Source organism: Streptomyces lichenis (assembly GCF_023218175.1).
GTDB lineage: Bacteria > Actinomycetota > Actinomycetes > Streptomycetales > Streptomycetaceae > Streptomyces > Streptomyces lichenis.
Genome location: NZ_JALPTH010000027.1, coordinates 47,768 through 70,156, shown reverse-complemented (window position 1 = coordinate 70,156; position 22,389 = coordinate 47,768). Strand labels below are relative to the sequence as shown.

22 protein-coding genes are annotated in these 22,389 nt (G+C 73.2%); 6 read left to right on the top strand and 16 right to left on the bottom strand.

What is annotated here, in order from left to right; translation table 11 throughout:
- Positions 1–2: 2 nt before the first annotated feature.
- From M1O15_RS24400 to hisD, 11 genes are all read right to left on the bottom strand, one after another.
- A complete protein-coding gene (locus M1O15_RS24400) occupies positions 3–743 on the bottom strand; it encodes a restriction endonuclease (protein WP_248636297.1) in 741 nt (246 codons plus the stop codon).
- Positions 740–1,042, bottom strand: coding sequence for a hypothetical protein (locus M1O15_RS24395; protein ID WP_248636296.1), 303 nt, complete (start codon positions 1,040–1,042; stop codon positions 740–742). The genes M1O15_RS24400 and M1O15_RS24395 overlap by 4 nt, the downstream gene beginning before the upstream one ends.
- Before the next feature lie 152 nt (positions 1,043–1,194).
- Positions 1,195–1,476, bottom strand: a complete 282-nt coding sequence (locus tag M1O15_RS24390; protein ID WP_248636295.1) for a DUF1905 domain-containing protein — start codon at positions 1,474–1,476, stop codon at positions 1,195–1,197.
- A 218-nt stretch (positions 1,477–1,694) separates the two neighbouring features.
- Positions 1,695–2,450 (bottom strand): imidazole glycerol phosphate synthase subunit HisF, encoded by a 756-nt coding sequence (gene hisF / locus M1O15_RS24385; protein WP_248636294.1) that lies wholly within the window; start codon positions 2,448–2,450, stop codon positions 1,695–1,697.
- Positions 2,447–2,881 carry a RidA family protein gene (locus tag M1O15_RS24380; protein WP_248636293.1) on the bottom strand — a complete coding sequence of 145 codons (435 nt, stop codon included), beginning with the start codon at positions 2,879–2,881 and terminating at the stop codon, positions 2,447–2,449. Before M1O15_RS24380 ends, hisF begins: the two co-directional genes overlap by 4 nt.
- On the bottom strand, positions 2,878–3,603 hold the full coding sequence (gene priA / locus M1O15_RS24375; protein WP_248636292.1) for a bifunctional 1-(5-phosphoribosyl)-5-((5-phosphoribosylamino)methylideneamino)imidazole-4-carboxamide isomerase/phosphoribosylanthranilate isomerase PriA: 726 nt from the start codon (positions 3,601–3,603) through the stop codon (positions 2,878–2,880). The genes M1O15_RS24380 and priA overlap by 4 nt, the downstream gene beginning before the upstream one ends.
- 55 nt (positions 3,604–3,658) lie before the next feature.
- Positions 3,659–4,303: an imidazole glycerol phosphate synthase subunit HisH gene (gene hisH / locus M1O15_RS24370; RefSeq protein ID WP_248636291.1), complete on the bottom strand. Its 645-nt coding sequence runs from the start codon at positions 4,301–4,303 to the stop codon at positions 3,659–3,661.
- Between the two features lie 5 nt (positions 4,304–4,308).
- Entirely contained in the window at positions 4,309–4,476 is a 168-nt protein-coding gene (locus M1O15_RS24365; protein WP_248636290.1) for a CG2302 family histidine operon protein, read from the bottom strand.
- Between the two features lie 31 nt (positions 4,477–4,507).
- On the bottom strand, positions 4,508–5,101 hold the full coding sequence (hisB, locus tag M1O15_RS24360) for an imidazoleglycerol-phosphate dehydratase HisB (protein ID WP_248636289.1): 594 nt from the start codon (positions 5,099–5,101) through the stop codon (positions 4,508–4,510).
- Entirely contained in the window at positions 5,098–6,213 is a 1,116-nt protein-coding gene (locus tag M1O15_RS24355) for a histidinol-phosphate transaminase (protein ID WP_248636288.1), read from the bottom strand. Before M1O15_RS24355 ends, hisB begins: the two co-directional genes overlap by 4 nt.
- Positions 6,210–7,532, bottom strand: coding sequence for a histidinol dehydrogenase (gene hisD / locus M1O15_RS24350; protein ID WP_248636287.1), 1,323 nt, complete (start codon positions 7,530–7,532; stop codon positions 6,210–6,212). The genes M1O15_RS24355 and hisD overlap by 4 nt, the downstream gene beginning before the upstream one ends.
- Positions 7,533–7,776: 244 nt before the next feature.
- On the opposite strand from hisD, the gene M1O15_RS24345 reads away from it, so the two are divergent.
- The 4 genes from M1O15_RS24345 (at position 7,777) to ybaK (ending at position 12,043) form a co-directional block, all read left to right on the top strand.
- Complete coding sequence (locus tag M1O15_RS24345) at positions 7,777–9,390, top strand: oxidoreductase (RefSeq protein ID WP_248636286.1); 1,614 nt, start codon at positions 7,777–7,779, stop codon at positions 9,388–9,390.
- 189 nt (positions 9,391–9,579) lie between these two features.
- Entirely contained in the window at positions 9,580–10,710 is a 1,131-nt protein-coding gene (locus M1O15_RS24340) for a hypothetical protein (protein ID WP_248636285.1), read from the top strand.
- A 5-nt stretch (positions 10,711–10,715) separates the two neighbouring features.
- Positions 10,716–11,456, top strand: coding sequence for an LON peptidase substrate-binding domain-containing protein (locus M1O15_RS24335; RefSeq protein WP_248636284.1), 741 nt, complete (start codon positions 10,716–10,718; stop codon positions 11,454–11,456).
- 86 nt (positions 11,457–11,542) lie between these two features.
- On the top strand, positions 11,543–12,043 hold the full coding sequence (ybaK, locus tag M1O15_RS24330; protein ID WP_248636283.1) for a Cys-tRNA(Pro) deacylase: 501 nt from the start codon (positions 11,543–11,545) through the stop codon (positions 12,041–12,043).
- A gap of 151 nt (positions 12,044–12,194) precedes the next feature.
- On the opposite strand, the gene M1O15_RS24325 is transcribed toward ybaK, so the two are convergent.
- The 4 genes from M1O15_RS24325 to M1O15_RS24310 all read right to left on the bottom strand — a co-directional run bounded on the left by M1O15_RS24325 (position 12,195) and on the right by M1O15_RS24310 (position 16,683).
- Positions 12,195–12,959, bottom strand: a complete 765-nt coding sequence (locus tag M1O15_RS24325; RefSeq protein WP_248636282.1) for a hypothetical protein — start codon at positions 12,957–12,959, stop codon at positions 12,195–12,197.
- A 57-nt stretch (positions 12,960–13,016) separates the two neighbouring features.
- Positions 13,017–13,853: an ABC transporter permease gene (locus tag M1O15_RS24320; RefSeq protein WP_372499570.1), complete on the bottom strand. Its 837-nt coding sequence runs from the start codon at positions 13,851–13,853 to the stop codon at positions 13,017–13,019.
- Between the two features lie 448 nt (positions 13,854–14,301).
- On the bottom strand, positions 14,302–15,273 hold the full coding sequence (locus M1O15_RS24315) for an ABC transporter ATP-binding protein (RefSeq protein WP_248636333.1): 972 nt from the start codon (positions 15,271–15,273) through the stop codon (positions 14,302–14,304).
- Between the two features lie 108 nt (positions 15,274–15,381).
- Positions 15,382–16,683 (bottom strand): NYN domain-containing protein, encoded by a 1,302-nt coding sequence (locus tag M1O15_RS24310; protein ID WP_248636281.1) that lies wholly within the window; start codon positions 16,681–16,683, stop codon positions 15,382–15,384.
- Positions 16,684–16,953: 270 nt separating this feature from the next.
- On the opposite strand from M1O15_RS24310, the gene M1O15_RS24305 reads away from it, so the two are divergent.
- Positions 16,954–17,127 carry a hypothetical protein gene (locus tag M1O15_RS24305; RefSeq protein ID WP_248636280.1) on the top strand — a complete coding sequence of 58 codons (174 nt, stop codon included), beginning with the start codon at positions 16,954–16,956 and terminating at the stop codon, positions 17,125–17,127.
- Positions 17,128–17,217: 90 nt separating this feature from the next.
- Here M1O15_RS24305 and dnaE read toward each other — a convergent pair whose 3' ends face one another.
- Positions 17,218–20,760: a DNA polymerase III subunit alpha gene (gene dnaE, locus M1O15_RS24300; protein WP_248636279.1), complete on the bottom strand. Its 3,543-nt coding sequence runs from the start codon at positions 20,758–20,760 to the stop codon at positions 17,218–17,220.
- Positions 20,761–20,920: 160 nt separating this feature from the next.
- Here dnaE and M1O15_RS24295 point away from each other — a divergent pair, with 160 nt between their 5' ends.
- Complete coding sequence (locus tag M1O15_RS24295; protein ID WP_248636278.1) at positions 20,921–22,246, top strand: DUF2252 domain-containing protein; 1,326 nt, start codon at positions 20,921–20,923, stop codon at positions 22,244–22,246.
- Positions 22,247–22,389 lie beyond the last annotated feature (143 nt).

Below are 22,389 nucleotides of genomic sequence, written 5' to 3'. Positions count from 1 at the left end.
CCTCACGACCGGGGCGTGGGGCGGCGCGGCGGGGGTATCGCGCGCAGCAGCTCCCACAGGGGAGTGGAGCCGGCCGCCCACCGGCCCAGCAGCCGGCGGTCCACCAGATGCAGCCGCTGCGAGGCGGCGAAGTCCACGGCGTTGGCGGTGAAGCGGCCGTTGGTGACCAGCACGACCACATCCCCGCCGTGCACCGGGCGGCCGGTGCCGTTGAGGACATGCAGGTCCGGGGTGCCGACCGCCGCCCCGGCCGGCCCGGCCCGGCGGTGCTTGCACTGGATGACCCAGCGCCGCCCGTAGGGGTCGGTGGCCTTCACATCGGCGCCGTGATCGCCCGCGCCACCGACCTGGACCGCGTCCGGGCAGCCGTCGCGGTGCATCAGGTCGCGTATCGCGTGCTCGAACTGCCGGTGGTGCAGGGCGTCGATCTGCGGCAGGCCGTACCGCAGGCCGGAGGCCCGTATCCGCTCCCACCGCGCCGCCTCCGCGCGCCGCCACATCCACCAGGCCCCCGCCGCCAGCGCGGCCAGGAGCAGCAGCACGGGCACCCAGGGGTGGTCGGCCAGCCAGCGCAGCGTCCCGACGAACAGACTCCAGGCCGCCATAAGCACCAGAAGCAGCCCGACCATCTCCTGCCAGCCGATCTGCGCCTTCCTCGTGCGCCGGCTCCCCGTACGCCGCCGGGTCGCCGAGGGCCGGCGCGACACCGCCGCCCGGCGCCGGGCCGGTGGACGCCTGCTCATCGCGCGCCTTGCTTCGGGAAGACGATCGGATACGAGACGGTCGGGGACGGCTTCGGCACGGGCTTGTCCCAGCCCGGCCAGGTGATGGGGTAGACGGTCGTCGGACGCGGCCCCGGTAACCGCTTCCCCCCTCCGCCCCGCTCCCCGTTCGCCCCCGAGGCCCCACCTCCCGACGCGGCGAACACCACCAGCACCACGGCCGCGAGCAGCGCCACCTGGCCGTTGGACCGGGCGGCGTTGCGCCAGTGCGCACGCACCTTGGTCCCGTTCGCCCTGAAGTACTCCCTGACAGCAGGCATGACCCCACCCCTCTCGCCATCCGTCCGGCCGTCACCACCCCTCCCCGAGGCGGTCTCCGGCAGTACCGACATCAAAGCACCCGGCACTGACAATCCGTCAGGGTGTGATCACGATCGGTGCGAGAGAGCGAACAGCGGCAGGCAGCCGGCCGTCACGCCTTCGTGGGGCCGCCGAGCCGCTTCTCCAGGCGGACGGTCACGGTGTCGCCCCGCTCCTTGCCGATGGCCTTGCGGATGTCGGAGCGGACCGGCAGCTTGTGGGTGCCGTCGCCGAGTGCCATGAAGGAGCTGGTGAAGGGGCAGCCGTCGATGGTGCCGCTGACCTTGACCAGCCCGCGGGTGCCGAAGAAGGCGACGGACTCCGGCCAGATCACGAACGTCCAGCCGCCCTGCTCGGGGCTCTTGCGCAGCACCGCGGTGAACTCGGCGAGCACCTCATCAGCGGCACCCGCATCCGCATCCGCACGTGGTCTCGTTTGCCTGCGCTTGACGTCCATGGCGGTCGACCTCCCTGGTCCGGGTCTGTCTCCAGTAGACCTCCGGGGGCACGGAAACTCATCGCGAAGGGAGGACCGGGCCGAGCATGACCGTGCCCCGCCCCGGCCGGTCACGGACCGGAGCGGGGCACAGGGAGCTCAGCGAAAGCACGGGCTCACCGCACCGGGTGGCCCGCCTCCCGCAGGGTGTCCTTGACCTCGCCGATCCGCAGGTCGCCGAAGTGGAAGACGGAGGCGGCCAGCACCGCGTCCGCGCCGGCGGCGATGGCGGGCGGGAAGTGGTCGGCGCGGCCGGCGCCGCCGGAGGCGATGACCGGGACGGAGACGTGCTCGCGTACCGCGGCGATCATCTCGGTGTCGTAGCCGTCCTTGGTGCCGTCGGCGTCCATGGAGTTCAGCAGGATCTCCCCGGCGCCCAGCTCGGCGGCGCGGTGGGCCCACTCCACGGCGTCGATGCCGGTGCCGCGGCGGCCGCCGTGGGTGGTGACCTCGAAAGTGCCCTCGGGGGTGCGCCGGGCGTCCACCGACAGGACGAGGACCTGGCGGCCGAAGCGCTCGGCGATCTCGCGGATCAGGTCGGGGCGGGCAATGGCGGCGGTGTTGACGCCCACCTTGTCCGCGCCGGCCCGCAGCAGCCTGTCCACATCGTCGGCGCTGCGCACCCCGCCGCCCACGGTGAGCGGGATGAAGACCTGCTCGGCGGTGCGGCGCACCACGTCGTAGGTGGTCTCCCGGTCGCCGGAGGAGGCGGTGATGTCGAGGAAGGTCAGCTCGTCGGCGCCCTCGGCGTCGTACAGCCGGGCCATCTCGACCGGGTCCCCGGCGTCCCGCAGGTTCTGGAAGTTGACGCCCTTGACGACGCGGCCGTTGTCCACGTCCAGGCAGGGGATGACCCGTACGGCGAGGGTCATGAGGGCACCTCCTCGGCGGGCGTGCCAGGGGTGGGCGCGCCGGGGGCGCGGTAGGCCTCGACCTCGACCTCCACCACCAGGCCCGGGTCCACGAACCCGGACACGATGATCATGGAGGCGGCGGGGCGTACCGCGTCGAACAGCTCCTTGTGGGCGCGGCCGACCTCCTCCACGTCCCGGGCGTGGGTGAGGTACATCCGGGTGCGGACCACGTCGGCGGCCGTGAGGCCGAGCCGGCCGAGGGCGGCTATGGCGACGCCGAAGGCGTTCACGGCCTGCTCGTACGGGCTGCCGCCGGTGATCTGGCCGTCGACCACGGAGGTGCAGCCGGAGACCAGGACCAGGCCGCTGGGCAGCTCGACGGCGCGGGAGTAGCCGAACTGCTCCTCCCAGGGCGCGCCGGAGGCGACCCGGCGCAGGGCGCCGCTCATCCGGCGACCACGGCGAGCGCCTCCTCCAGGGTGAAGGCCTTGGCGTACAGCGCCTTGCCGACGATGGCGCCCTCGACGCCCTCGGGGACGAGCGCGGCGATGGCGCGCAGGTCGTCCAGCGAGGAGACGCCGCCGGAGGCGACGACCGGCTTGTCGGTGGCCGCGCAGACGCCCCGCAGCAGCTCCAGGTTGGGGCCCTGGAGGGTGCCGTCCTTGGCGATGTCGGTGACCACGTAGCGGGCGCAGCCCTCGGAGTCCAGGCGGGCCAGCGTCTCGTACAGGTCGCCGCCGTCGCGGGTCCAGCCGCGGCCGCGCAGCGTGGTGCCCCGGACGTCCAGGCCGACGGCGATCTGGTCGCCGTGCTCGGCGATGACCTTGGCGACCCACTCGGGGGTCTCCAGGGCGGCGGTGCCGAGGTTGACCCGGGTGCAGCCGGTGGCGAGCGCGGCGGCCAGCGAGGCGTCGTCGCGGATGCCGCCGGACAGCTCCACCTTGATGTCCATGGCGCGGGCGACCTCGGCGATCAGCTCCCGGTTGTCGCCGGTGCCGAAGGCGGCGTCGAGGTCCACCAGATGCAGCCACTCCGCGCCCGACCGCTGCCAGGCCAGGGCGGCCTCCAGCGGGGAGCCGTAGGAGGTCTCCGTGCCGGACTCGCCGTGGACGAGCCGTACGGCCTGGCCGTCGCGGACGTCGACGGCGGGGAGGAGTTCGAGCTTGCTCATCTCAGCGGGTCCTCGATCGCAGATCGTAGAGAGGGGAACAGAAGGAGAGAGTGGGTCAGAGGGTCCTGAGCCAGTTGGCGAGCAGCTGGGCGCCGGCCTCGCCGGACTTCTCGGGGTGGAACTGGGTGGCCCACAGGGCGCCGTTCTCCACGGCGGCGACGAACTTCTCGCCGTGGGTGGCCCAGGTGACCAGGGGGGCGCGCATGGCGGGGTTGGTGATCTTGAGCGACCAGTCGTGGACGGCGTAGGAGTGCACGAAGTAGAACCGGGCGTCCGCGTCGAGTCCGGCGAAGAGCTCGCTGTCCTCGGGGCTCTCGACGGTGTTCCAGCCCATGTGCGGGACGACCGGGGCGTCCAGCGGGCCGACGGTGCCGGGCCACTCGTCCAGGCCCTCGGTCTCCACGCCGTGCTCGATGCCCCGGGCGAACAGGATCTGCATGCCGACGCAGATGCCCATGACGGGGCGGCCGCCGGCGAGCCGGCGTTCCACGACCCAGTCGCCGCGGGCCTCCTTCAGCCCCTTCATACAGGCCGAGAAGGCGCCGACGCCGGGGACGAGGAGGCCGTCGGCGTTCATCGCCTTGTCGTAGTCGCCGGTGATCTCCACGTCGGCGCCGACATGGGCGAGGGCGCGTTCGGCGGAGCGGACGTTGCCGAAGCCGTAGTCGAAGACCACGACCTTCTTCTCAGGAGTGCTCATCGTCCTCAGTCCCAGATGCCCTGGATGCGCAGGATGCCGGCCACCAGGCACATCGCGGAGGCGATGGAGAGCAGCACGATGACGCCCCGGGGCATGCCCTGCTTGGAGAAGGAGTAGACGCCGCCGGCCAGGAAGAGGCCGACGACGATCAGGATGGTGGACAGTCCGGTCACAGCGCGGCCCCGGTCCGGTGGGTGCGGTCGGTCACAGGGCGCCCTTGGTGGAGGGCAGGATGCCGGCGGCGCGCGGGTCGCGCTCGGAGGCGTAGCGCAGGGCGCGGGCGAGCGCCTTGAACTGGCACTCCACGATGTGGTGGGCGTTGCGCCCGTACGGGACGTGGATGTGCAGGGCGATCTGCGCCTGGGCGACGAAGGACTCGAAGATGTGCCGGGTCATGGTCGTGTCGTACGACCCGATCATCGGCGCCATGTTCTCCGGCTCGGAGTGCACCAGGTAGGGGCGGCCGGAGAGGTCCACGGTGACCTGGGCGAGGGACTCGTCCAGCGGGACCGTGCAGTTGCCGAAGCGGTAGATGCCCACCTTGTCGCCGAGGGCCTGCTTGAAGGCGGCGCCGAGCGCGAGGGCGGTGTCCTCGATGGTGTGGTGGGTGTCGATGTGCAGGTCGCCGTCGGTCTTGACGGTGAGGTCGAACAGACCGTGCCGGCCGAGCTGGTCCAGCATGTGGTCGTAGAAGCCGACACCGGTCGTGACATCGACCTTGCCGGTGCCGTCGAGGTCTATCTCGACCACGACGGAGGTCTCCTTGGTGGTGCGCTCGACCCGTCCAACACGGCTCATGAGCTCTGCTCCTTCTTCAGTGCGCGTACCGCGTCCAGGAACGCGTCGTTCTCCTGCGGTGTTCCGGCCGTGACCCGCAGCCAGCCCGGTACGCCGTTGTCGCGGACCAGCACGCCCCGGTCGAGGATGCTCCGCCAGACGGCGTGGGCGTCCTCGAAGCGTCCGAACTGGACGAAGTTGGCGTCGGACTCGGTGACCTCGTAGCCGGCGGCGAGCAGCTCGGCGACGAGGCGGTCGCGCTCGGCCTTGAGCGCCTCGACGTACCCCAGCAGCGTATCGGTGTGCTCCAGCGCGGCGAGCGCGGTGGCCTGGGTGACGGCGGAGAGGTGGTACGGCAGGCGAACCAGCTGGACGGCGTCCACCACGGCCGGGTGGGCGGCGAGGTAGCCCAGCCGCAGCCCGGCGGCGCCGAACGCCTTGGACATGGTGCGGGAGACCACCAGGTTCGGCCGGCCCTCGATCAGCGGCAGCAGGGAGGGGCGGTGGCTGAACTCGACGTACGCCTCGTCGACGACGACCAGGGACGGCTTGGCTGCCTGGGCGGCCTCGTGGAGCGCCAGCACGGTCCCGGCGTCCACGGCGGTGCCGGTGGGGTTGTTGGGCGAGGTGACGAAGACGACGTCGGGGCGGTGCTCGGCGATGGCCGCGGTGGCCGCCTCGGTGTCGATGCGGAAGTCCTCGCGGCGCGGGCCGGAGATCCAGCCGGTGCCGGTGCCGCGGGCGATCAGCCCGTGCATCGAGTAGGACGGCTCGAAGCCGATGGCGAGCCGGCCCGGCCCGGCGAAGGTCTGCAGCAGCTGCTGGAGGACCTCGTTGGAGCCGTTGGCGGCCCAGACCTGCTGCGGGCCGACCTCGTGCCCGGCGGTGCGGGTGAGGTAGGCGGCGAGCGCGGTGCGCAGCTCGACGGCGTCCCGGTCGGGGTAGCGGTTGAGCGTACGGGCGGCCTCGCGGACCCGCTCGGCGATCCGCTCGACCAGCGGTTCGGGCAGCGGGTACGGGTTCTCGTTGGTGTTGAGGCGTACGGGGACGTCGAGCTGGGGCGCGCCGTACGGGGACTTGCCGCGCAGCTCGTCGCGGATGGGGAGGTCGTCGATGCCGATCTCGCTGGTCACTTGCCGGGCACCTTCCAGCCGAACCGTGCCTTGATGGCCGCCCCGTGCGCGGGCAGGTCCTCGGCCTCGGCGAGGGTGACCACGTGGTGGGCGACCTCGGCGAGGGCGTCGCGGGTGTAGTCCACGATGTGGATGCCGCGCAGGAAGGACTGCACGGACAGGCCCGAGGAGTGGCAGGCGCAGCCGCCGGTGGGCAGCACGTGGTTGGAGCCGGCGCAGTAGTCGCCGAGGGAGACCGGGGCGTAGGGGCCGACGAAGACCGCGCCGGCGTTGCGCACCCGGTGGGCCAGCGCGGCGGCGTCGGCGGTCTGGATCTCCAGGTGCTCGGCGCCGTACGCGTCGACCACCTTCAGCCCCTCCTCGATGCCGTCGACCAGGACGATCGCGGACTGCCGGCCGCGCAGCGCGGGCTCGACGCGGTCCTCGACGTGCTTGGTGGCGGCGATCTGCGGGGTGAGCTCCTTCTCCACGGCCTCGGCGAGGTCGAGGGAGTCGGTGACCAGCACGGCGGCGGCCAGCGGGTCGTGCTCGGCCTGGCTGATCAGGTCGGCGGCCACGTGCACCGGGTCGGCGGTGCGGTCGGCGAGGACGGCGATCTCGGTGGGGCCGGCCTCGGCGTCGATGCCGATCCTGCCGGTGAAGTACCGCTTGGCGGCGGCCACCCAGACGTTGCCGGGGCCGGTGACCATGTTGGCGGGGGCGCAGGACTCGGTTCCGTACGCGAACATCGCCACGGCCTGGGCGCCGCCGGCCGCGTACACCTCGTCCACGCCGAGCAGGGCGCAGGCGGCCAGGATGGTGGGGTGCGGCAGGCCGCCGAAGTCGGCCTGGGGCGGGGAGGCCAGCGCGATGGACGCGACGCCGGCCTCCTGGGCCGGGACCACGTTCATGATCACGGAGGAGGGGTAGACCGAGCGGCCGCCGGGGGCGTAGAGCCCGACCCGCTCGACCGGCACCCACTTCTCGGTGACGGTGCCGCCGGGCGCGACCTGAGTGGTGTGCTCGGTACGGCGCTGGGCGCGGTGGACCGCGCGGGCCCGGGTGATGGACTCCTCCAGGGCCGCGCGGACGGCCGGGTCCAGCTCCGCCAGGGCGCGGGTGAGCGCGGCCTCGGGCACCCGGATCCGGTCGAGGGCGACCCCGTCGAACCGCTGGGCGTAGTCGATCAGCGCCGCGTCGCCCCGATGGTGCACGTCCTCGCAGATGGGCCGGACCTTCTCCAGGGCGGCTTCCACGTCGAGCTCGGCACGGGGCAGCAGGTCACGCAGTGCGGCGCCCTCGGGGAGGGCGTCGCCGCGCAGATCGATTCGTGAGATCACGGCTCAATTCTCGCAGACGGTCTCCCGGGGCCCGTCCTCCGTATCACTGGCTGATACACGCCCCGGTGGCGTCTTCTCGCCACCGCTGACCGTTAGCGTTCGGTCCGTCACACAGGGGGAAGAACACGCGTACGACGTACGAGGTGGGGGCGGGTGCCGCGCCTCGTGCAGCGAGGTCGTGCCCCGGCAGGGCGCCGGGACCGAGCCCCCGCCGGACGCCACGGGGAGACGAGGGGGGGCCGCGGTGAGCGCACCGCACGAGGACGACGTACCGGACGGTCTGACACCGGCCGAGGTGGGCATGTGGCAGGCGTTCCGGATCGGCGCCGTCTACGACCTGAGCGCGGGCAGCGCCCTGCTGGACGACCCGTTCGCGGCGCGGGTCTGGCCGCCGGAGCGGACGGTGCGCGCGGAGAAGGTGGCGCTGCTGCTGCTGGCCGGGCCGCCGGCGCTGGCCGGGCGGGTCTCGGCGCTGAAGCTGCGCGGGGTGCGCATCACCGGCACGCTGGACCTGGCCGGCGGCACCATCGGACCCTATGTGGAGCTGCACGGCTGCCGCTTCGAGCGGGAGGTGCTGCTGCCGGAGTCCCGGTTCACCACCCTGCGGCTGGCGGGCTGCGCGATACCGAGGCTGGAGGCGGCCCGGCTGCAGACCGAGGGCGATCTGCATCTGCCGCGCTGCCGGGTGGAGCGCGGGATCCGGCTGACCGACGCCCAGATCGGCACCGACCTGCTGATCAGCCAGATCCATGTGGGCCCGGACCGGCGCGGCCGGGCGGTGGTGGCGGACGGCCTGTCGGTGGCGCAGGACCTCCAGGCGGACCTGATCGAGACCAACGGGGAGCTGAGCCTGCGCGGGGCGAAGGTGGGGGTGTCGATGAGCCTGCGCGGCGCCCGGCTGCGCGCTCTGGAGGGCCGCCGGGCGCTGAACGCGCCGCAGCTCACCGTGGAGCGCACGCTCCATCTGACCGACGCCTGGGTCAGCGACCGCACGGGCGCCCCGCCGGAGGGGGCCACCCCGCCGGGCGGGCTGTCCACCTTCAACACCCCGCTGCGCGGCACCCGGACGCGGCCCTTCGAGTGCCGGGGCGGGCTGCGGCTGGACGACGGCCGGTTCGGGGACGCGGTCGACTTCCACCATGCCCGCTTCCTGCTCTCCTCCCAGGCCCGGGAGGAGGTGTCGCTGCGCCGGATCGCCACCCCGGAGCTGCGGTTCACCTGCGAGCGGCCGGAGGAGGGCCGGGTGGTGCTCAACGGGGCGAGGATCGTCACCCTGGTGGACCAGTCGACGAGCTGGCCCGGCCCGGGCGGGCTGGCGATGAGCGGCCTGGTCTACGAGAACCTCGTCCCCTACGGGCACTTCCCGCTGACCCGGCGGCTGGAGTGGCTGGCGGCGGCCACCCCGGAGTTCAACCCGGAGCCGTACGAGCGGCTGGCGGCGGTGCTGCGGGCGGGCGGGGAGGACTCCGACGCCCGGGAGGTGCTGCTGGCCAAGCAGCGGCGGCGGCGCGAGACGCTGCCGCTGGCCGCGAAGGCCTGGGGCTACCTCCAGGACTGGACGGTCGCCTACGGCTACCGGCCGGGGCGGGCGGCGCTGTGGATGGCGGTGCTGTGGGCGGCCGGGACGGTGGCCTTCGCCCGGGCCGACCCGCCGCCGATGAAGGCCGAGGAGCATCCGCAGTGGAGCGCCGCGCTCTACGCGCTGGACCTGCTGCTGCCGGTGATCGATCTCGGCCAGGTCGGCCAGTGGCGGGTGACGGGTTACTGGCAGTGGGTGACCGTGGCGCTGATCCTGCTGGGATGGGTTCTGGCCACCACGGTGGCGGCCGGCGCCTCCCGGCTGCTGCGCCGCAACTGACCCCGGACGGGTCGCCGGAGCCCGCCCGGGGCCGTCGGCGGCCCATCCCGCCCCAGTCGCACCACCGTCACCACGGTCACCGCCCCCGCCCCTTTCTTTACGTTCTCTTGACATTCGCCGATACAACCTTCCGGCCGCTACCAAAGCTTCACAGCACACCTCTGGCGCTGCTGTGACCTGCGGTTTTCAATGGTCGATACCATGACACTGCTGCGCGCCCTGATGAGCTCCGCACGCCTGTCCCGGCCCGTCGACCGCCACCCCGCCGACGGGTTGCCGCCGGACGGCGCGGTACTGCTCGACGCCCCCGACCAGCGGCTGGCCCCGGCCCTGGTCGCCGCCGCGCTCGGGGATCACTTTCCAGCCGCCGCGCTGCTGCGGGCCACCCGCGAGTCGGCCGACTGGGAGGGCCGCGACCGGTACGCGGGCCAACTGGCCGCTTTCGCCCGCAACCGGGACGAATGGCTCGTCCGCTGGCAGGCGGCCGCGCCCGGCGATCCGGACGCCGCGCTGATCGCCGCCGAGCTGGCGCTGCGCCGGGCCTGGGCCAGCCCCGCACGGGCCGAACGGCTGCGCGAGGTGGGCCCGCTCATCGACGCCGCCGCCGTCGCCTCCCCCCACGACCCGGTGCCCTGGCGGCTCGCCCTGGAGCACGCCCGCGGCACCGGCGCCGCCCCGGCCGCCTTCGAGGCGCTGTGGGAGCAGGCGGTACGCCGCGCCCCGCACCACTACGGCTGCCACACCGCCGCGCTGCGCTACCTCTTCGCCCAGCACCGCCACCGCTCCCGGCCCGAAGGGCTCGACTCCTGCTTCGACTACTGCTTCGACTTCGCCGAGCAGGCCGCCCAGGACGCCGGGGCCGGCTCCCTGGTACGGGCGCTGCCGGTGCGGGCCGCCTTCGCCCGGCTGCGGGCCGCCGCCGGCAGCGGGAACGCCACCGGCGCCGTGCCCGGGGCCCGGATCGACGCGGCCGCGGACCTGGCCGCCGAACTGTCGGCCCGCCACCCGGCCGGCGACCCCTGGCCCGCCGAGGTGCGCAACATCCTCGCCCACGTCCTGGTCCGCCGGGAGCGGTGGACCGACGCGCTGGAGCAGTTCCGGCTGATCGGCCCGTACGCCACCTCCTACCCGTGGAGCGCGGCGGCCGGCGCCTGGGCCGCCGAGGGGGACGATCCGCTGGGGCGGTTCCTGGACGCGCGCGAGCTGGCCCGCGGCGCGGTGGCCGCCGAAGCGGACCCCGCCGCGCGCCCGGGCGGACGTGCCGCCGGACGCGTGGCCGGATGGGGCGGACGGAGCCGTGCGGGCGGCCATTACGCTTGACCGCTGTGACCACCGCTCGCCTGCCCCTCTTCCCGCTGAACGCGGTGCTGTTCCCCGGCCTCGTGCTGCCCCTGAACGTCTTCGAGGAGCGTTATCGCGCCATGATGCGCGAGCTGCTGAAGACCGACGAGTCGGAGCCCCGCCGGTTCGCCGTGGTGGCGATCCGCGACGGCCGCGAGGTCGCACCCACCGCGCCCGGCATGCCCGACCCGACCTCCGTACCGGAGAAGGGCCCCGCCGCCGGCTTCGGCCCCGACCCCATCCAGGCCTTCCACCGGGTCGGCTGCGTCGCCGACGCGGCCACCATCCGGGAGCAGCCGGACGGCACCTTCGAGGTGCTGGCCACCGGCACCACCCGGGTCAAACTGCTCTCCGTGGAGGCGAGCGGCCCGTTCCTCACCGCCGAACTGGAGGAACTGGAGGAGGAACCCGGCGACGGCGCCGAACCGCTCGCCGAAGGCGTCCTGCGCGCGTTCCGCTCCTACCAGCAGCGGCTGGCCGGGGCCCGGGAGCGCACCGTCGCCTCCTCCCAGGAACTGCCCGACGAACCCTCCGTCGTCTCCTACCTGGTGGCCGCGGCCGCCGTCCTGGACACCAGCGCCAAGCAGCGGCTGCTCCAGGCCCCGGACACCGCGACCCGGCTGCGCGAGGAACTGCACCTGCTGCGCGCCGAGACCGCGGTCCTGCGCCACCTCCCCTCCCTCCCCGCCGTCGAACTCACCCGCACCCCCACCAGCCCCAACTGACCCACCGGCCCCTTCTGCCTCAGGGGGCCCACCGGCCCCACCCCCGCCCCATCCACCCCTCTGACCGCGCCGGAGACGAGACGTCCGTGGCCAAGAAGCCCAAGAAGCAGACGGCCGGCGGCACCCCGGCGACGGTCGCCCTGACCGCCGCCGGCACCGCCTTCACCGTGCACGCCTACGACCACGACCCGGCCGCCGAGTCCTACGGCGAGGAGGCCGCCGAGGCGCTCGGCGTCTCACCCGACCGGGTGTTCAAGACCCTGGTCGCCGAGGTCGACGGGGCACTGACCGTCGCGGTCGTCCCGGTCGCCTGCCGGCTCGACCTGAAGGCGCTCGCCACCGCGGTCGGCGGCAAGAAGGCCGCCATGGCCGACCCGGCCGCCGCCGAACGCACCACCGGCTACGTCCTCGGCGGCATCTCCCCGCTCGGCCAGCGCAAGCGGCTGCCCACGGTGCTGGACGCCTCGGCGTCCGGCCACGCCACCATCTGCGTCTCCGCCGGCCGCCGCGGACTGGAGGTCGAACTCGCCCCCACCGACCTGGCCGCCCTCACCGCAGCGGTCCTCGCCCCCATCGGCCGCGCCTGAACGCCCCCGGCCGCACCGGGGGGCGGACCCGGGGGCGGACCCGGCCGCGGGGCCGCGCAATCGCCGTCCACGCCCCGTCGGCCGTGGTGGGCACCCGCGGGACGACGTCCCTGCCGGACCGTGATGCCCGCCGGGCAGCATCGCGCCGAGGTCAGTGACCGCGGTCGTCCGAGGCGTCCCGGAGGCCGGTGGGCCCGCTCGTGCCCGAGGCCGGGGGATCCTGCCCCGGCGCCGGGGAGGTCGCTCCGGGCGCCGGGGCCGGGAGGCCGGCCCAGTCGTCCGGTTCGGGATCGCGGGGGCCGAACAGGGCGGTGAGCGCCAGATGGACGAGCATCGCCGCGATCGGCCAGGCCAGGATCGCCCCGTACGCCTTCAGCTCCAAGGGGGCGTCGAACGCCACGCCCGCCCCCAGCTCCCGGGCGTGTCCCGCCACATCGTGGGTGGGGCCGAGCAGGGTGCCGATGCCCCAGCCGAGCAGCGAGCCGAGCAGCCCGCCGAGGGCGAGGCCCGCCACCACCGGGATGCCGCCGCGCCGCTGGTACCAGAAGACGCCCGCCGCGCTCAGCGCCCCGAGGCCGAGCCCCAGCAGCGCGAACACCGCGTCGGCGCCGATCGCGCCCTCGCCCTCGGTGTCCCGCAGGAAGACGGCCTTGCCGTCCGAGATCAGCGGCACGCGCGGCGCCAGCCAGAGCCACAGCAGCCCCAGCAGCACTCCCAGCGCGGTCACCGCGAACGCCACCAGGACGCCCTGCCGCACCTCGCCCGCCAGGTCGGCCTTCTCGTCCCGCCCGGCACCGTCCCGGTAGGCCGCCGAGGGATAGGGCGGCGGCCAGTCGGCACCGCCGGCCGGCGAGGGGGCGGGGCCGTCGGACGACCCGTGGGGCGGCTGGTGGGGCGGGGTCAGCGGTGCGGTCACCCTGCCATCGTGCCAGGCACCCCCGGCGCACGCCTCACCGGTCCGCCATGGCGGGGGTCAGCGCACCGCGGCCCGGCGGTAGGCCCAGGTGGCCAGGGCCAGCGACACCACACCGACCCCGGCGCAGACCGCCAGGTCCAGCCCGACCACCGCCCAGTCCGGCCGGGCGTCGAAGGTACGGGCCAGGGCCTCCACCCCGTACGTGGAGGGCAGCAGGTCACGCGCCCAGCCGAGCGCCTCCGGCATCCGCTCGGCGGGGAGCACCCCGAGCAGCAGCGCCGCCGACATGCCCAGCTGGCCCAGCAGGGTGGCCAGCTCCTGGCGGGGTGCCAGCAGTCCGAGCGCCGCGCCCAGACCGGCCAGCGCCGCCCCGGAGAGCGGCACCACCGCGGCCAGCACCCACAGATGGGTGAGCGGCAGCCCGAACAGCACCGAACCGGTGACGGCCGTCACCACCGTGCCGGGCACCGTGAAGGAGGCGTACGCGCCGGCCGCGCCGAGCACCACCGCGGCGGGCGGCACCGGCAGGGTGGCGTAGTGGTCGAGCCCGCCGCTCGCCCGCAGCTGCCCGAAGTACTGGGCCAGCAGGTTGAGCGCGACGAACGCCACGACCAGCACCGAGGAGCCGGCGACCACGGCCCGCGCCTCGGTTCCGCCGTCCACCACGCCGCGCATCAGGACCATGATCCCGACGGACTGGAAGGTGGCGACGAACAGCAGCGGGATCCGGGCCACCCGGGCCCGGGACAGCTGCGCCCGGTACACCGCGGCGAGCGCGGGCAGCAGCCGCGCCCGGGGGGCGAGGTCTGCCGCGCCCGGCCGGTCGTCCCCTGCCCCGGCGCGCGTCCCGCGCACCACCGTGGACGGCAGGGCCTTGGCGGACACGGTGCTCACGTGGTGTCGCTCCTGTTCCCGCGCTTCCCGCGCTCTCTCCTGGCCACCGGCGTACCGGCCGGGGTCCCCGGCGGATACGTCCATGGCGCTCGCGTACGGTCCGAGGCCCCCGCCAGACGGCCCGGGCGCCCCCGCAATCCGTCCGAGGCCACCGGCGTCCGGTCCGGCCGCACCTGCAACGCGTCCGAGGCCACCGGCACCCGCATCGGGCGCTCCCGGCACGCGTACGCGGTCTCGGTCACCCGTTCCGGGCACTCCCGGCGTCTGTACGAGGTCTCCGGCGTACGTTCCGGGCGCCTCCGGAACACGACCGGGGAGCGCGGCAGTACCACCGGGGGTCCTGGTCGTACGTCCCCGGGGCCCGGGTTCACGGTACGGGATCCCCGGCCCCTCCCCCGCCCAGCCGTCATCCCCGCCGCTGTCCCCGTCCTCGTCCCCGTGCCCGGCCTCACGTCTTGACCAGGCCCTTCGTCCGGCCGCCGAGGGCCAGGTAGACGTCCTCCAGGCTGGGCACCGCCAGGGTGAAGTCGTCCAGGGCGGCGAAGGCGGCGCCGCCGGTGACCGCGGCGACGGCGGCCCGGGCCTCGTCGGGGGCGAGCCGCAGGACCCAGCGGCGGCCGGACTCCTGGGCCGAGGGGCGCAGCGCGGCGACCTCGGGGACGTCCAGCGGGGCGCGCTCGCGCCACACGAGCTCCACCCGGACCTCGCCGGCCACCCGCTCCTTCAGCCCGGAGGGCGTGTCGCAGGCGATGACCCGGCCGCGTTCCAGCACGGCGACCCGGTCGAGGACCGTCTCGGCCTCGATGACGTTGTGGGTGACCAGCAGCACGGTGGCGCCGTGCTCGGCGCGGCGGCGGTCGACGGCGGCCCAGACGGCGCGGCGGGCGACCGGGTCCATTCCGGTGGTCGGCTCGTCCAGGACGAGCACCGGGCGTTCGCCGACCAGTGCGGCGGCGAAGCAGGCGAGCCGCCGCTGGCCGCCGGAGAGCTTCTTCAGGGGCCGTCCGGCGAGCTCGGCGAGGCCCAGTTCGTCCAGGACGGCGTCCCGCCCGGCACGGGCCTCGCGGGCGGTCAGCCCGCGCAGCCGGCCGGTGGTCTCGGCGGCGAGGGCGACGGTCAGTTCGTCCAGCGCGGTGGACTCCTGGCCGAGGTAGCCGACCAGCCGGGCGGCCCGCTCGGGGTGGCGCACCAGGTCGTGGCCGAGGATCTCGACGGAGCCGGAGTCGGGGCGCATCAGCCCGGTGAGCTGGCGGACCAGGGTGGACTTGCCGGCGCCGTTGGGACCGAGCAGTCCGAAGATCTCACCGCCCCGTACCTCCAGGCAGACGCCGTCGGTGGCGCGCACCTCGGGGGCCGCGGGGGCGCCCCGCCGACCGCGCGCGGCGGGGTACGTCTTGACCAGGTCCCGCACCACGCACACCGTACTCACGAGGGATGAGCCTAAGGGGTCCGATGGGCCACCCCGCGCCCGGGGGCGTGCCCCGGGCGCGGGGCGAGAGGGGAGACGGGCGGCGGCCGGCCAGGTCGGCTACTCCCCCGCCGCGGTGTGCCCGGCGGCGGTGCGGACATCGATCTCGCGCCAGAACCCGGCCCGGATGGCGTACCGGTCGTGTTCGTCGATCTGGTCGTCCTTGTGGGCGAGCAGTCCGAAGCGGGCGGCGTAGCGGAGGAGTTCGCCGTCGACCCGGTGCGGGATGCGCGGGTACATGGCGGAGAGGGTCTGGACGTGGGCGGTGTCGGGGAGCCGGTCCAGCCAGCGGCGGGCGAAGACCTGGCCGACCTCGAAGGGGTCGCCGCCGACGGTGGTGATGTCCTCCTCGCGGTCGGCCCAGCGCTGTTCGGCGCTGGTGAGCTGGGCGAGGGTGGGCAGTGAGGCGGTCTCGGGCGGTTCGCTGCCCGGGCCGCCCGGGCGGTCGATCCAGCCCCGGTCGGAGGACCAGCGCAGGGTGGCGCTCGCGGGGTGCGGGGCGGCGGGGCCGGGGTGGTGCTGGCCGGCGCGGAGGGCGGCCAGGTCCTTGGGGGTGGGCACGCCCTTGACGCTCGCGCCCGGTGGTACGGGGGTGGCGGGGCGGGCGCTGCCGTTGACGGGCGCGGCGGGGGCGGGGGCGCCCTGGTCGGGGGTGGCGGTGGCGGCCCGTTCGGCGGCGGCACGCTCGGCGGAGGCCCGTTCCGCGGAGGCGGAGGAGGCGAGCGCCGACTCGGGCAGCGGCGCGGAGAGGATGGCGGCGATCTCGGGGCGCGGGGCGGGGGCGGGGGCGCAGACCCCGGTGAGGTCCTTGGCGCGTACGGCTCTGGTGATCCAGGCCCGGTCGAGGACGCGGCGCTCGTCGGCCTCGGCGACCAGGTCCTCGGACTGGTTGTAGTCGCCGTCGGCGGCCTGCACGGCCCACAGGTGGACGGCGACGCCGTGTTCCTTGGCGGACATCAGCCCGGGCAGCAGGTCGCCGTCGCCGGTGACCAGCACGATGTCGGAGCAGGCGCGGTTGCGGGCGAGTTCGGTGAGTTCGGCGTGCATCGCCGCGTCGACGCCCTTCTGCGCCCAGCGCCCGTCGCTGCGGGTCAGGGCGCCGAGGCGGACGGTGACCCGGGGCATGACCCGCAGCCGCCGGTGTTCGGGCTGCGGTACGCGGTCGGGGGCGCCGTCGAACCAGTAGATCCGCAGCAGGGGTTGCTGGGTGTCGATCTCGGCGCGTTCGCGCAGGCCGCGGATGAGGGCGGCGTGGTCGACGGTGATCCGGGAGCGGGCCGGTTCCCCGGCGAGAAGGCTGGCGGCGGCGCCCAGCAGATAGCCGGCGTCCACCAGAACGACGCAGCGGTCCACGTGTTCCACCCTCTTTCGGGAACCTCGGGATCGGGAGTTGCTTCGGGTTTCCTTCGAGTCTGCCCGACTGGCCGGGGGTTGACGGCCGGAACTGGATCATCGGCGTGGCGGATCGTCGGAAAGGTCCCGGAAGGCGCTGCGGGGGCGCCCCTCACCGGGGCGCGGCGCACCCTCGCCATGCCTCCGCTCACTGTCCGCAATGATCCAATATGCGGCGTAATTAGGCGTATGTGAGGCTGAGGGCGTCCCGGACCCCGCAGTCCCCCAGGAGGCACCACCATGGCCAAGGACAGGAAGCAGAACCGCGGCAAGTCCACGTCCTCGCCGGCCGAGCGCGGGCAGCAGGCCGCGAAGGCCTCGTCCATCGAGGAGCGCGCCGAGCAGCGCGTCTCGCAGATGACGTCCACCGATGTGGCCCACAAGGGCCGGCAGAAGCGCTTCGGTCACAACTGACGGCACAGCCGGCCGCCGTGCCGACGCCGGAAGGGGCGCTCCCGTGACGACGGGCGCGCCCCTTCCGCGTACGACCGGGTCCGGCAGGGCTCAGCCGGCCAGGCAGGACGGGCCGAGCAGCACCTTCAGGTCGCCGAAGAGGGCCGGGTCCGGCTGGACCCGGTGCCGGTCGAGCCGGAGCACCGTGGTGGAGCGGGGGCCCTGGAGCTTGATCCGCACCTCGGTGTTGCCCCGGTGGTGGGTGAGGATCTCGCCGAGGCGGCTGATCATCGGCGGGGTGACCTTCACGGTGGGGATGGTGAGCACCACCGGCGCGTTGGTCCCGGCCGAGGACAGGTCGGGGACCATCAGCTCCATGGCGACCAGCCGGGGCACGTCCTCCCGCTTGTCCAGCCGTCCCTTGACGAACACGACGGTGTCCTCGACGAGCTGGGTGGAGACCAGCTGGTAGGTGGCGGGGAAGAACATGCACTCGATGGAGCCGGCCAGGTCCTCGACGGTGGCGATGGCCCAGGCGTTGCCCTGCTTGGTCATCTTGCGCTGCAGCCCGGAGATGATGCCGCCGATGGTGACCACCGCGCCGTCGGAGTGCTCGCCTCCGGTGAGCTGCTGGATACCGGCGTCGGCCTTGTCGGACAGCACGTGCTCCAGCCCGAACAGCGGGTGGTCGGAGACGTACAGGCCGAGCATCTCGCGCTCCTGGGCGAGCAGATACGTCTTGTCCCACTCCACATCGGAGAACTCGATGTCCAGCCCGAAGCCCGGCTCGTCCCCGGCAGCCGCCTCACCCATGCCGCCGAAGAGGTCGAACTGCCCCTCGGCCTCCTTGCGCTTGACCGCCACCACGTTGTCGATCATGCCTTCGTGGTGGGCGACCAGGGACTTGCGGGTGTGGCCCATGGTGTCGAAGCCGCCGGCCTTGATCAGCGACTCGATGGTCCGCTTGTTGCAGACCACCACCTCGACCTTGTCCAGGAAGTCCGGGAAGGTGGCGTACTTCCCCTTGGCCTTCCGGCACCGGATGATCGACTCGACCACGTTGGTGCCGACGTTGCGCACCGCGGTGAGCCCGAAGAGGATCATGTCGTCACCCTGGGCGGCGAAGTTGGACTCGGACTCGTTGACGTCCGGCGGCAGCACCTTGATGCCCATGCGCCGGCACTCGTTCAGATAGACGGCCGACTTGTCCTTGTCGTCCTTGACCGAGGTCAGCAGCCCGGCCATGTACTCGGCCGGGTAGTTCGCCTTCAGATACGCGGTCCAGTAGGAGACCAGCCCGTACGCGGCGGAGTGGGCCTTGTTGAACGCGTAGCCGGCGAAGGGCACCAGCACGTCCCACAGGGCCTGGATCGCCTCGTCGGTGTAGCCCTTCTTCCGGGCGCCCTCCTGGAACAGGACGAAGTTCTTCGCCAGCTCCTCGGGCTTCTTCTTGCCCATCACCCGCCGCAGGATGTCGGCCTCGCCGAGCGAGTACCCGGCGATGATCTGGGCGGCCTTCTGCACCTGCTCCTGGTAGACGATCAGGCCGTAGGTGACGTCCAGGACCTCCTTGAGCGGCTCCTCCAGGGCCGGGTGGATCGGGGTGATGTCCTGCTGGCCGTTCTTGCGCAGCGCGTAGTTGGTGTGCGAGTTCATGCCCATCGGGCCCGGCCGGTACAGGGCCGAGACGGCGGAGATGTCCTCGAAGTTGTCGGGCTTCATCAGCCGCAGCAGGGAGCGCATGGGCCCGCCGTCGAACTGGAAGACGCCGAGGGTGTCGCCGCGCTGGAGCAGTTCGAAGGTCTTGGGGTCGTCGAGCGGCAGGCTCAGCAGGTCGATGTCGACGCCCTTGTTGGCCTTCACCATCTTGACGGCGTCGTCCATGATCGTGAGGTTGCGCAGCCCGAGGAAGTCCATCTTCAGCAGGCCGAGCGACTCGCAGCTCGGGTAGTCCCACTGCGTGATGGTGACGCCGTCGGTGTGCCGCACCCAGACCGGGACGTGGTCGGTGATGGTCTCGCTGGACATGATCACGCCGGCGGCGTGCACGCCCATCTGCCGCACCAGGCCCTCCACACCGCGCGCGGTGTCGATGACCTTCTTCACGTCCGGCTCGTTCTCGTACATCCCGCGCACCTCGCCGGCCTCGGAGTACCGGGGGTGGGAGGAGTCGAGGATGCCGGAGAGCGGGATGCCCTTGCCGAGGACGTCGGCGGGCATCGCCTTGGTGATCCGGTCGCCCATGGCGTACGGGTAGCCGAGCACCCGCGCCGAGTCCTTGATCGCGTTCTTCGCCTTGATGGTGCCGTAGGTGCCGATCATGGCGACCTTGTCGGCGCCGTACTTCTCCGTGACGTACCGGATGACCTCCACGCGCCGGCGCTCGTCGAAGTCGATGTCGACGTCGGGCATGGAGATGCGCTCGGGGTTGAGGAACCGCTCGAAGATCAGTCCGTGGGTGAGCGGGTCGAGGTCGGTGATCCCCAGCGCGTACGCGACGATCGAGCCGGCCGCCGAGCCGCGGCCCGGGCCCACCGCGATGCCCTGGTTCTTGGCCCACATGATGAAGTCGGCGACCACCAGGAAGTAGCCGGGGAAGCCCATCGAGATGATGGTGTCCATCTCGTACTCGACCTGCCTGAGCCGGTCCTCCGGGATGTTCCCCTCGTACCGGCGCTCCATCCCGCGCATGGTCTCCTCGCGGAACCAGGAGACCTCCGTGTACCCCTCGGGGATGTCGAAGCGCGGCATCAGGTTGCGCTCGACGAACATGCCCTCGGTGTCGATCTGCTCGGCCACCAGCAGGGTGTTGGCGCAGCCCTGCTGCCAGGCGTCCGAGGAGTCGATGGCGTACATCTCGTCCGTGGACTTCAGGTAGTAGCCCGTGCCGTCGAACTTGAAGCGGTCCGGGTCGGAGAGGTTCTTGCCGGTCTGGATGCACAGCAGGGCGTCGTGCGCGGTCGCCTCGTGCGCGTAGGTGTAGTGCGAGTCATTCGTCACCAGCGGCGGGATGCCGAGCTTCTTGCCGATCTCCAGCAGCCCGTCGCGGACCCGGCGCTCGATCTCGATGCCGTGGTCCATCAGCTCCAGGAAGTACCGGTCCTTGCCGAAGATGTCCTGGTACTCGGAGGCCGACTTCAGCGCCTCGTCGAACTGCCCCAGCCGCAGCCGGGTCTGCAGCTCGCCGGACGGGCAGCCGGTGGAGGCGATCAGACCCTCCGACCACTGGGAGATGGTCTCCTTGTCCATCCGGGGCCACTTCTGCAGCCAGCCCTCCTTGTACGCGTCCGAGGAGAGCCGGAAGATGTTGTGCAGCCCGGTGGCGTTCGCCGCCCAGATCGTCTTGTGCGTGTAACCACCCGAACCGGACACGTCGTCCCGCTTCTGGTGCGGCTGCCCCCACTGGATCTTGCGCTTGTTGCGCCGCGACTCCGGCGCGACGTACGCCTCGATCCCGATGATCGGCGTGACCCCGGCCTTCTTCGCGGTGTGGAAGAAGTCGTACGCCCCGTGCAGGTTGCCGTGGTCGGACATGGCGATATGGGTCATGCCCATCTCGTTGCACGCGTTGAACATGTCCTTCAGCCGCGCGGCACCGTCCAGCAGCGAGTACTGGGTGTGGACGTGCAGGTGCGTGAACGGCGGCTTCGACACGGTGGCGCCTTCCGGGGTCGAGGACGAGGGGGGCGGCCCTCAACTCTAGACCGCCCCGCCGACAGCCATCCCGCACCCGGGAGTACGGTCACGCTGTGGCGGCCACCCCCTCATGGCCCGCCCACCGGAAACACCCCGCACCCCCAGGAGGCACCCCGCCATGCCGGTCCCCCAGCCCGCCGCCGAGGAACGCGGCGAGCAGATCCTCTCCGTCTTCGGCACCGCCTTCGGCGAGCTCCTGGCCGCCGACCCGGCCGCCTTCCGGGTCAAGTTCCGCAAGATGGCCGGCTCCGCGTTCGCCTTCTACCGGGGCTCGGCCTGCCTGTTCTACGCCGACCTGGAGCAGGAGCAGCACGGCGGCCCCTTCCTCGACGAGTGCACCTCCCGGGTCTGGATCCACGGCGATCTGCACGCCGAGAACTTCGGCACCTACCTGGACGCCAACGGCCGCCTGGTCTTCAACGTCAACGACTTCGACGAGGCGTACGTCGGTCCCTTCACCTGGGACGTCAAGCGGCTCGCCGCCTCCCTGGCGCTGATCGGCTACGCCAAGGCCCTCGGTGACGACCAGATCACCGAGCTGGTCCGGATCTTCGCCGCGGCCTACCGCGAGCGGATCCACGCGCTGGCCACCGGCACCCGCAGCGACGAGGCCCAGCCCTTCACCCTGGACACCGCCGACGGCCCCCTCCTCGCCGCGCTGCGGGTGGCCAGGGCGCTGACCCGGTTCGGGCTGCTGGACTCCATGACCGAGGTACGCGACTTCGAACGCCGCTTCACGCCGGGCGGCGGCACCATCGACCTGGACGCGGCCACCCGCTACAAGGTGCTGGACGCGTTCGGGGCGTACCTGGAGACCCTGCCCGAGGCGAGCCGGGCCCGCCCGGACACCCACCGGGTCAAGGACGTGGTCGGCCGCCGGGGCATCGGCATCGGCTCGGCGGGCCTGCCCTCGTACAACATCCTCCTGGAGGGCAACAGCGACGCCCTGGAGAACGACGTCGTCATCTACATGAAGCAGGGCCAGACCCCGGCCGTCTCCCGCCACCTCACCGACCCCGCGGTCCGCGGCTACTTCCGCCACGAGGGCCACCGCACGGTCATCTCCCAGCGCGCCCTCCAGGCCCACGCCGACCCCTGGCTCGGCTGGACCGAACTGGACGGCGCCGGCCAGCTGGTCGCCGAGGTCTCGCCGTACGCGGTGGACCTGGACTGGTCCGACATCGACGACCCCCAGGAGATCGCGGCGGTCGTCGCCGACCTGGGCCGCGCGGTGGCCGCGATGCACGCGGCGGCGGACGACGAGAGCGGGCACTCCCTGGTGCCGTTCTCCACGGAGCGCGCCATCGACGCGGCGATCTCCGCGGACGAGACGGGCTTCCCGGAGCTGCTGGTCGACTTCGCCCACACCTACGGAGCCCGCGCCCGGGCCGACCACCAGATCTTCGTCGACCTCTTCCGCAACGGCCGAGTACCGGGTCTGTAGTCGCCGGGCCTTCATCCGCGGACCGGTGGCCCCGCGTGGGCGGCTTGCGCCGCCGGGGGCCGCGTCTGCCCGGAAGCCTCCGCCGGTCAGGTGGAGTCCGGACGAGACGGTCCGGGCCCCGGCCCGATAGTGCGCGACCACGG

Excerpts from the sequence above, each read along its gene's own strand:
- M1O15_RS24395 (WP_248636296.1), bottom strand. The coding sequence starts at position 1,042 with ATGCCTGCTGTCAGGGAGTACTTCAGGGCGAACGGGACCAAGGTGCGT.
- M1O15_RS24400 (WP_248636297.1), bottom strand. The coding sequence starts at position 743 with ATGAGCAGGCGTCCACCGGCCCGGCGCCGGGCGGCGGTGTCGCGCCGG.
- priA (WP_248636292.1), bottom strand. The coding sequence starts at position 3,603 with ATGAGCAAGCTCGAACTCCTCCCCGCCGTCGACGTCCGCGACGGCCAG.
- hisH (WP_248636291.1), bottom strand. The coding sequence starts at position 4,303 with ATGAGCACTCCTGAGAAGAAGGTCGTGGTCTTCGACTACGGCTTCGGC.
- M1O15_RS24305 (WP_248636280.1), top strand. The coding sequence starts at position 16,954 with ATGGCCAAGGACAGGAAGCAGAACCGCGGCAAGTCCACGTCCTCGCCG.
- hisB (WP_248636289.1), bottom strand. The coding sequence starts at position 5,101 with ATGAGCCGTGTTGGACGGGTCGAGCGCACCACCAAGGAGACCTCCGTC.
- M1O15_RS24380 (WP_248636293.1), bottom strand. The coding sequence starts at position 2,881 with ATGAGCGGCGCCCTGCGCCGGGTCGCCTCCGGCGCGCCCTGGGAGGAG.
- hisF (WP_248636294.1), bottom strand. The coding sequence starts at position 2,450 with ATGACCCTCGCCGTACGGGTCATCCCCTGCCTGGACGTGGACAACGGC.
- M1O15_RS24295 (WP_248636278.1), top strand. The coding sequence starts at position 20,921 with ATGCCGGTCCCCCAGCCCGCCGCCGAGGAACGCGGCGAGCAGATCCTC.
- M1O15_RS24340 (WP_248636285.1), top strand. The coding sequence starts at position 9,580 with ATGGTCGATACCATGACACTGCTGCGCGCCCTGATGAGCTCCGCACGC.